The 8,832-nt window shown below is 61.0% G+C and carries 9 protein-coding genes; 2 read left to right on the top strand and 7 right to left on the bottom strand.

Annotated elements, in window-relative coordinates; genetic code table 11:
- Window positions 1-44: 44 nt before the first annotated feature.
- The 7 genes from gltA to PQQ53_RS33790 all read right to left on the bottom strand — a co-directional run bounded on the left by gltA (window position 45) and on the right by PQQ53_RS33790 (window position 5,959).
- A complete protein-coding gene (gene gltA, locus PQQ53_RS33760) occupies window positions 45-1,346 on the bottom strand; it encodes a citrate synthase (RefSeq protein WP_168664842.1) in 1,302 nt (433 codons plus the stop codon).
- Between the two features lie 83 nt (window positions 1,347-1,429).
- Window positions 1,430-1,702: an FAD assembly factor SdhE gene (locus tag PQQ53_RS33765; protein ID WP_042329019.1), complete on the bottom strand. Its 273-nt coding sequence runs from the start codon at window positions 1,700-1,702 to the stop codon at window positions 1,430-1,432.
- Between the two features lies 1 nt (window position 1,703).
- Entirely contained in the window at window positions 1,704-2,408 is a 705-nt protein-coding gene (locus PQQ53_RS33770) for a succinate dehydrogenase iron-sulfur subunit (RefSeq protein WP_408150849.1), read from the bottom strand.
- A gap of 24 nt (window positions 2,409-2,432) precedes the next feature.
- Window positions 2,433-4,208, bottom strand: a complete 1,776-nt coding sequence (sdhA, locus tag PQQ53_RS33775) for a succinate dehydrogenase flavoprotein subunit (protein WP_408150847.1) — start codon at window positions 4,206-4,208, stop codon at window positions 2,433-2,435.
- Window positions 4,209-4,212: 4 nt separating this feature from the next.
- Window positions 4,213-4,581 (bottom strand): succinate dehydrogenase, hydrophobic membrane anchor protein, encoded by a 369-nt coding sequence (gene sdhD / locus PQQ53_RS33780; protein WP_408150845.1) that lies wholly within the window; start codon window positions 4,579-4,581, stop codon window positions 4,213-4,215.
- A gap of 3 nt (window positions 4,582-4,584) precedes the next feature.
- Window positions 4,585-5,001, bottom strand: coding sequence for a succinate dehydrogenase, cytochrome b556 subunit (gene sdhC, locus PQQ53_RS33785; protein ID WP_408150843.1), 417 nt, complete (start codon window positions 4,999-5,001; stop codon window positions 4,585-4,587).
- A 157-nt stretch (window positions 5,002-5,158) separates the two neighbouring features.
- Window positions 5,159-5,959: a GntR family transcriptional regulator gene (locus tag PQQ53_RS33790; RefSeq protein ID WP_408150841.1), complete on the bottom strand. Its 801-nt coding sequence runs from the start codon at window positions 5,957-5,959 to the stop codon at window positions 5,159-5,161.
- Window positions 5,960-6,542: 583 nt separating this feature from the next.
- Between PQQ53_RS33790 and PQQ53_RS33795 the strand changes: the two genes are divergently transcribed.
- Together PQQ53_RS33795 and PQQ53_RS33800 are read left to right on the top strand one after the other, a co-directional pair.
- The gene (locus PQQ53_RS33795) at window positions 6,543-7,526 is read left to right on the top strand and encodes a malate dehydrogenase (RefSeq protein WP_075304867.1); all 984 of its coding nucleotides are present in this window, start codon (window positions 6,543-6,545) and stop codon (window positions 7,524-7,526) included.
- A gap of 180 nt (window positions 7,527-7,706) precedes the next feature.
- Window positions 7,707-8,723 (top strand): HpcH/HpaI aldolase/citrate lyase family protein, encoded by a 1,017-nt coding sequence (locus tag PQQ53_RS33800; RefSeq protein ID WP_408328913.1) that lies wholly within the window; start codon window positions 7,707-7,709, stop codon window positions 8,721-8,723.
- Window positions 8,724-8,832: the final 109 nt, after the last annotated feature.

The raw sequence follows: 8,832 nt of genomic DNA on the forward strand, positions 1-8,832 counted from the left end.
AGCCAATCAACCAACCGCTAAGAACCAGGCAGACTCAAAGCCGATCAACGTTGCGCGATCGGCTTCGCTTCACGTTGCGTGTCGCCGATGAACAGCTGACGCGGACGGCCAATCTTCTGTTCCGGATCAGCGATCATTTCGTTCCACTGTGCAATCCAGCCGACCGTACGTGCCATCGCGAAGATACACGTGAACATCGACGTCGGGATGCCCAGCGCGCGTTGCACGATGCCCGAGTAGAAGTCGACGTTCGGGTACAGCTTGCGCGACACGAAGTATTCGTCTTCCAGAGCGATTTTTTCCAGTGCCATGGCCAGCTTGAACAGCGGGTCGTCGTGCAGGCCCAGTTCTTCCAGCACTTCGTGGCAGGTTTCGCGCATCAGCTTCGCGCGCGGATCGTAGTTCTTGTAGACGCGGTGACCGAAGCCCATCAGCTTCACGCCCGAGTTCTTGTCCTTCACCTGCTTGATGAACTCAGGAATGTTGTCGACCGAGCCGATTTCTTCCAGCATGTTCAGCGCGGCTTCGTTCGCACCACCGTGCGCCGGGCCCCACAGACATGCGATACCGGCAGCGATACACGCGAACGGATTCGCACCCGACGAACCGGCGAGACGCACGGTCGAGGTCGATGCGTTCTGCTCATGGTCCGCGTGCAGGATCAGGATACGGTCGAGCGCGCGCACCAGCACGTCGTTGACCTGGTAGTCTTCGCACGGGTTCGAGAACATCATGTGCATGAAGTTCGCGCTGTACGACAGGTTGTTCTTCGGGTACGCAAACGGCTGGCCGATGCTGTACTTGTACGCCATCGCGACGAGAGTCGGCAGCTTTGCGATCATGCGGATCGCCGACACTTCACGGTGACGCGGATTGTTGATGTCGAGCGAGTCGTGATAGAACGCCGACAGCGCGCCGACTGCGGCGACCAGAATCGCCATCGGGTGCGCGTCGCGACGGAAACCGCGGAAGAAGAAGTGCATTTGCTCATGCACCATCGTGTGCTTCGTGACGGTGTTCACGAATTCTTCTTTCTGCTTCGCGTTCGGCAGTTCGCCCTTGAGCAGCAGATAGCAGCTTTCGAGGAAGTCGGCGTTTTCCGCGAGGTTGTCGATCGGGTAGCCGCGGTACAGCAGCTCGCCCTTGTCGCCGTCGATGTAGGTGATCGCCGAATTGCACGCCGCCGTCGACATGAAGCCCGGGTCGTACGTGAACTTGCCGGTCTGGCCGTACAGTTTGCGAATGTCGATTACATCCGGACCGAGCGTGCCCTTGTAAATCGGCATTTCAACGCTCGGCGAATTGTCGCTGAACGATAGCGTGGCTTTAACATCTGACGGGGTCATAGCACATCCTCAATCGAAGTATGGATACAGGGTTTCGATAATCGCACGCCTGGACAACGGACTCGCCGCGGACTGGCGGGCGCTCAAGCGTTGCGCAGTAGCTCCAGCACCCGGATCACATCCGGGTCGGCAAGCTCGCCTTCCGGTTCCTTGCGTACGAGCAGCAAGTCCATCAGGTCGTTATCGCTCAGCTCGAGCAGGCGCGTGAGAGCGCCCACGTCGGCATCGCTGAGGTCATGCTCATATCGGCCGAAAAAACGTTCAAAGATCAGATCGTTTTCCAGCAGGCCCCGCCGCGCGCGCCAGCGAAGGCGCGCACGGCGGAGAGGGTCGGACTGATGCGATGTTTCGTCCATCTCAGACAGCGCGGCGAACCATCAATTCCTTGATCTTGCCAATCGCCTTGGTCGGGTTCAGGCCCTTCGGGCAAACGTCGACGCAATTCATGATGGTGTGGCAACGGAACAGACGGTACGGATCTTCCAGGTTGTCGAGGCGTTCACCCGTCGCTTCGTCACGGCTGTCCGCGATGAAACGATAGGCTTGCAGCAGGCCGGCCGGGCCGACGAACTTGTCCGGATTCCACCAGAAGCTCGGACACGAGGTCGAGCAGCTAGCGCACAGAATACATTCGTACAGGCCGTCGAGCTCGTCGCGTTCTTCCGGCGACTGCAGACGTTCCTTTTCCGGCGGCGGCGTATCGTTGATCAGATACGGCTTGATCGAGTGATACTGGTTGAAGAAGTTCGTCATGTCGACGATCAGGTCGCGAATGACCGGCAGGCCCGGCAGCGGACGCAGCACGATCTTTTGCGGCAGGTCGTTCATGTTCTGCAAACAGGCCAGACCGTTCTTGCCGTTGATGTTCATTGCGTCCGAACCGCACACGCCTTCGCGGCACGAACGACGGAACGACAAGGTCTCGTCCACGGCCTTCAGCTTGAGGAGCGCGTCGAGCAACATGCGTTCGTGCGAGTCGATTTCGATCTCGTACGTTTGCATGCGCGGTGCTGCATCCTTGTCCGGGTCGTAGCGGTAAATTTCAAAAGTACGCTTTGCCATTTCTGAATTCCTTTGACTGGTGCCTTAGAAGGTACGCGCTTTCGGCGGCACGGATTCGACGGTCAGCGGTTGCATGTGAACCGGCTTGTAGTCGAGGCGGTCGCCTTCGCTGAACCACAGCGTATGGCGCAACCAGTTTTCGTCGTCGCGATGTTCGAAGTCGTTCTGAGCGTGAGCGCCGCGGCTTTCCTTGCGCGCTTCGGCGGAGACCATCGTGGCGCGTGCCACCTCGATCAGGTTCGCCACTTCGAGCGCTTCAATACGAGCCGTGTTGAACACCTTCGACTTGTCCTTCAGATGGATGTTGTCGACACGTTCAGCCACTTCACGGATGCGCTCGACGCCCTTGGCCAGCAATTCCGACGTACGGAACACGCCGGCGTGAGCCTGCATCGCGCCGCGGATGTCGTTGGCAACGTCCTGCGCGTACTCGCCCGACGACGACTTGTCGAGCTTGTCCAGACGCGACAGCGCGAAGTCGGCAGCGTCGGCCGGCAGCGGCTTGTGCTCCTTCATGTCCTTCACGTGCTTGACGATATGGTTGCCGGCCGCGCGGCCGAACACCACCAGGTCGAGCAGCGAGTTCGTGCCCAGACGGTTCGCACCGTGCACCGACACGCACGAGCATTCGCCCACAGCGTAAAAACCGTTGACGATTTCTTCGTGGCCCTTCGCCGTACCGACGACCTGACCGTTGATGTTCGTCGGGATGCCGCCCATCTGGTAGTGGATGGTCGGCACAACCGGAATCGGTTCTTTAATGCAATCGACGTTCGCGAACTTCATCGCGATTTCGCGGATCGACGGCAGACGCTTCATGATCGTCTCGGCGCCGATGTGCGACAGGTCGAGCAGCACGTGGTCCTTGTTCGGACCCACGCCGCGGCCTTCCTTGATTTCCTGGTCCATCGAACGCGAAACGAAGTCACGCGGCGCCAGATCCTTCAAAGTAGGCGCGTAGCGTTCCATGAAACGCTCACCGTTCGAGTTACGCAGAATGCCGCCTTCGCCACGCACGCCTTCGGTAATCAGCACGCCCGCGCCGGCCACGCCGGTCGGGTGGAATTGCCAGAATTCCATGTCTTGCAGCGCGATGCCCGAACGCGCAGCCATGCCCAGGCCGTCACCGGTGTTGATGAACGCATTAGTGGATGCCGCGAAAATCCGGCCCGCGCCGCCCGTGGCGAACAACGTGGTCTTGCCTTCGAGGATGTAGACGTCGCCGGTTTCCATTTCCAGCGCGGTCACGCCGAGCACGTCGCCGTCGGCGTCGCGGATCAGATCCAGCGCCATCCATTCGACGAAGAATTGCGTCTTGGCCGCGACGTTCTGCTGGTACAGCGTGTGCAGCAGCGCGTGACCGGTACGGTCAGCCGCCGCGCAAGCGCGTTGCACCGGCTTTTCGCCGTAGTTCGCGGTGTGGCCGCCGAACGGGCGCTGATAGATCGTGCCGTCCGCGTTACGGTCGAACGGCATGCCGAAGTGTTCGAGTTCGTAGACGGCGTTCGGTGCTTCACGGCACATGAACTCGATCGCGTCCTGGTCGCCGAGCCAGTCGGAGCCCTTGATCGTGTCGTAGAAGTGATAGTGCCAGTTGTCTTCGCTCATGTTGCCAAGCGATGCGCCGATGCCGCCTTGAGCAGCGACCGTGTGCGAACGCGTCGGGAACACTTTGGACAGCACGCAGACCGACAGACCGGCGCGCGCGAGTTGCAGCGAAGCGCGCATTCCCGAGCCGCCTGCGCCGACGATAACCACGTCAAACTTGCGACGCGGCAGAGAATTCTTGATTGCAGCCATTCTTTTACACTCTCCAGAGAATCTGCGCAGCGTAGCCCGCACATGCGAGCAGCCAGACGATCGTCAGCGCCTGAAGCGTCAGGCGCACGCCAACGGGCTTCACATAGTCCATCCAGATGTCGCGGATACCAACCCACGCGTGATAGAACAGCGACAGCAGCGTGACAAACGTGGCGAGCTTCATCCATTGCGTCGCGAAGATCGACGCCCAGCCTTCGTACGAGAAATCGTGCGCGCCGAAGAACCACGCGAGCAGGATCACCGTGTAGATCGCCATCACGGTGGCGGTGATGCGTTGCGCGAGCCAGTCGCGCAGACCGTAGTGCGCGCCGACGACGAGACGCTTCGAACCGATTCGGTTATTAGCTGACATTTTTTAGAATGCTCCGAACAGTTTTGCCGCGAATGCGATGGTGAGCAGCGACGATACGACGATGACCACGATAGAGGTCGACTTGCCTTTTTCCTTCGACACCGCATTGTGGTTGGTGTCCATCATCAGGTGACGAACGCCGGCGCAGAAGTGAAACAGGAAAGCCCACGCGAGAACCAGCGTGATGAGCTTGACGATGATGTTGGAGAGGAAACCTTTGAAGACTTCGAAACTCAATTCGGAAGTCAGGCTCTGATCAAAGAGGTACAGCAGGAACGGAAGAAAAACAAACAGCAGACCACCGCTCACACGGTGCAGAATCGACACTCGCCCCGCTAGTGGGAGACGGTATGCCGTCAATATTTGCCCAATACCGATGTTCCGGAATTCCGGCCTCGGTTTTTTTACCGCTTCAGCCATGCTAGACCCCTACTATGTAGTCACACTAATCCGCAATTTTAGCGCCTTTTTATATCGCGCTGCAGCGAAAACCACGACAGGTCCGTTACAGCACGCGCGATAAAGCGCCGTCAAACAGGCGCGCGGGTGGGGACGCCGCGCCTGGATTCAGCCCGATTCAGCTCAGATCGTTCTGATAGTAGTACCCGGTTGTGACATACCAACCTCGCCGGACTTCAACCGGGCGGTCCCCGTACGTAAAGGACACGCGCTCGACCGACAGCAGCGGAAAACCCGCGGGCACGTGCAGCAGGTCGGCCACCGACGGCTCGGCCGCCACCGCGCGGATCTTCTCCGTCGCGCGGATCATGCGGGTGCCGAACTCCGTCTCGAACATCGCGTAAAGGGGACCCTTGTACTCCGACAGCCGTTCGAGCGTGAGGCCGCGAAATACGGCGCCAGGCAGCCAGATTTCATCGAGCACGGTGATTTCGCCGTCGAACTGCAGCAAGCGCTTGATCAGCACGACCGGATCGGACGGCTTCAGATCGAGTTGCCGGGCGATGTCCGCCGACGCGCGCAAGCGCCGGCACTCGAGCAGGCGACTCACGTGCGGGTGTTCCGCGCCGTCGTCGGCCAATAGCCTCAGAAAGCGGAACTGGGCGCGGTCTTCGTTGTGCGTTGCAACAAACGTGCCCTTGCCCTGGCGGCGCACCAGCAGGTTGTCGGCGGCAAGCTCGTCGATCGCTTTGCGCACCGTTCCCTGACTGACCTTGTATCTCGCCGCCAATTCGACTTCACTAGGAATGATCTCACCGGGCTTCCACTCGCCGCTTTCAAGGCTCTGCGTAATCAACCCCTTGATCTGCTGATATAAGGGACTGAAAGTAGGCGACGCGGCGGGAGCGGCAGCAGATACACCCTCGCCTGCGGCCCCTTGGCCGTTCGGGTTCGTGGTGTTCGCCGGGTTCGAATTCATCCGCGCATTTCATCATAAAGGGCTGGGGCGCGTCTAGGGTTTTCCCCGCGATAGATGTGTCTTATATAAGACATAAGATAATGTTGACTTTGTGCTTCACGGCTCCTACACTCCTTGTCGAGCAAGGGTTTGCGGGATTTTCGGCGGCTGTTTTCAGGCAGCGCCGCAACGCGCCGGCAGCCACTCTGCACCATGCTGTTCCCTCGCAGTTCAGGTTTCGATTCGCCGCCATCCGTTGGTCCGACGCTTGCCGAAACGCGCTGTTTGCAGGAGCCCGCACCGTGCAGCGGCTACCCCGGCGCCTCGCTGTCCCAGTCCCGCTCTCTCAGGAAAATGCCGGGCCATCCCAAGGTTTTCCTGCCCTTCCGGGGGCCTGGCGCGAAGCGCCCGAGGAGAGCGTCCAGTAGCTCGGTATTACAGGTTTCCGGCACGGCGGTCTTGCCGCAGCGCGCCGCCCGGTCTCGGCAGATCTAGAGGCCGCACGCGAACAGTGAATTCCGCCGTGTTTCATAACGCTTCGCTGAACGCGCATATAGAATGGCGTTTTCCCTAGCGTCTAACGCATCGTCCTGGAGATTTCTCAATGGCTAAGCCCGCAAAGCGCGTTGCCGTCACCGGCGCCGCAGGTCAAATCGCTTACTCCCTGCTGTTCCGCATCGCCAATGGCGACCTGCTCGGCAAGGATCAACCGGTCATCCTGCAACTGCTCGACCTGCCGCAAGCGCAAGGCGCCGTCAAAGGCGTCGTGATGGAACTGGATGATTGCGCATTCCCGCTGCTGTCGGGCGTCGTGATCACCGACGACCCGAAAGTTGCATTCAAGGATGCAGACGTGGCCCTGCTGGTCGGCGCGCGTCCGCGTTCGAAGGGCATGGAGCGTAAGGATCTGCTGTCGGCCAACGCGGAAATCTTCACCGTTCAGGGCAAGGCGCTGAACGATGTCGCAAGCCGCGACGTGAAGGTGCTGGTGGTCGGCAACCCGGCCAACACGAACGCGTACATCGCGATGAAGTCGGCGCCGGATCTGCCGAAGAAGAACTTCACCGCCATGCTGCGTCTGGACCACAACCGCGCGCTGTCGCAACTGGCGGCCAAGTCGGGCAAGCCGGTCGCGTCGATCGAAAAGCTGGCCGTGTGGGGCAACCACTCGCCGACCATGTACCCGGACTTCCGCGTCGCCACGGCAGAAGGTCAGGACCTGACCAAGCTGATCAACGACGAAGAATGGAACCGCAACACGTTCATCCCGACCGTCGGCAAGCGCGGCGCGGCGATCATCGAAGCGCGCGGCCTGTCGTCGGCAGCGTCGGCAGCTAACGCTGCAATCGACCACGTGCGTGACTGGGTCCTCGGCACGAACGGCAAGTGGGTCACGATGGGCATTCCGTCGGACGGCTCGTATGGCATTCCGGAAGACATCATCTATGGTGTGCCGGTAACGTGCGAAAACGGCGAGTACAAGCGCGTGGAAGGTCTGGAAATCGACGCGTTCTCGCGTGAAAAGATGGACGGCACGCTGCAGGAACTGCTGGAAGAGCGCGAAGGCGTTCAGCACCTGCTCGGCTAAGCACTCCATGCCGATGAACCGGAACTCCGAAGCGTTACCGCGGCGGGTTCCGGTTTTTTTCGTGCGAAGGGAGCGTTTCGCAGCTGATTCGAACGCGTTTTGCCACCACGTGACCGCAGGCCGGCAGAACCCATCCGAATCGGATTTTCTCCATCCTCTACCCACACCCTGACGCCGAAGATGCGCGCCCTCACACCCGCCGAAGTGCTGTTTGACGGCGAAGTGCCGCCCGCTGTGCTGCCTGCCTGCGACCACTACGCCGGCAGTGAAAAACTGATGCTGAAATCGCTCGCGTTGCAGCAGCAACTGGGGCCGGTGTTCGATATCACGCTCGATTGCGAAGACGGCGCGCAAGTCGGCCGCGAAGCGGAACACGCGGAGCTGGTCGCATCGCTGCTGGGCAGCGAGCATGACCGCTTCGGCCGCGTCGGCGTGCGGATTCACGACTTCGCTCACGCGCATTGGCGCGACGACGTCCGCCTCATCCTCCGCGCCGCGAAGCGAGCACCCGCTTACATCACCCTGCCGAAAATCCGCAGCGTGCCCGATGCCGCCGAAATGGTCGCGTTCATCGAGGCCATGCGGCGCGAACTCGGCATCGCGCAGCCGGTGCCGGTGCAACTGCTGGTCGAAACCCACGGCGCGCTCACGCGCGTGTTCGATCTGGCCGCGCTGCCGGGCGTCGAATCACTCAGCTTCGGCCTGATGGATTTCGTCTCCGCGCACGACGGCGCGATTCCCGATACCGCCATGCGCTCGCCGGGCCAGTTCGATCATCCGCTGGTGCGGCGCGCGAAGCTGGAAATCTCGGCTGCCTGCCATGCGCATGGCAAAGTGCCGTCGCACAATGTCAGCACGGAAGTGCGCGACATGAGCGTGGTCGCCAACGACGCCGCGCGCGCCCGCAACGAGTTCGGCTACACGCGGATGTGGAGCATCCACCCGGCGCAGATCGAGGCGATCGTCGCCGCGTTTGCGCCGCGCGACGACGAGATCGCCACCGCTACCGAGATCCTGCTGACCGCGCAATCCGCGCAGTGGGGACCGACGCGCTATCACGATACGCTGCACGATCGCGCGAGCTACCGCTATTACTGGTCGGTGCTGCGCCGTGCGCAATCCACGGGCCGCGCTGTGCCGCAAGACGCCGCGCCGCTATTCGCGGAAGTGGGCGCTAACGGACAGTCGGCACCGTGAGTGGCAAGGTTCAGGCAGCAGCGACGAACAGGCACATAGGAGAACGCGGGAGATGAGCGAGACCACGCAAGCCGCTGGTGCACAAGGCGGCAACGAACCCCAAAGCGGC

The organism is Paraburkholderia strydomiana (genome assembly GCF_046030495.1).
Classification (GTDB): Bacteria; Pseudomonadota; Gammaproteobacteria; order Burkholderiales; family Burkholderiaceae; genus Paraburkholderia; species Paraburkholderia strydomiana_A.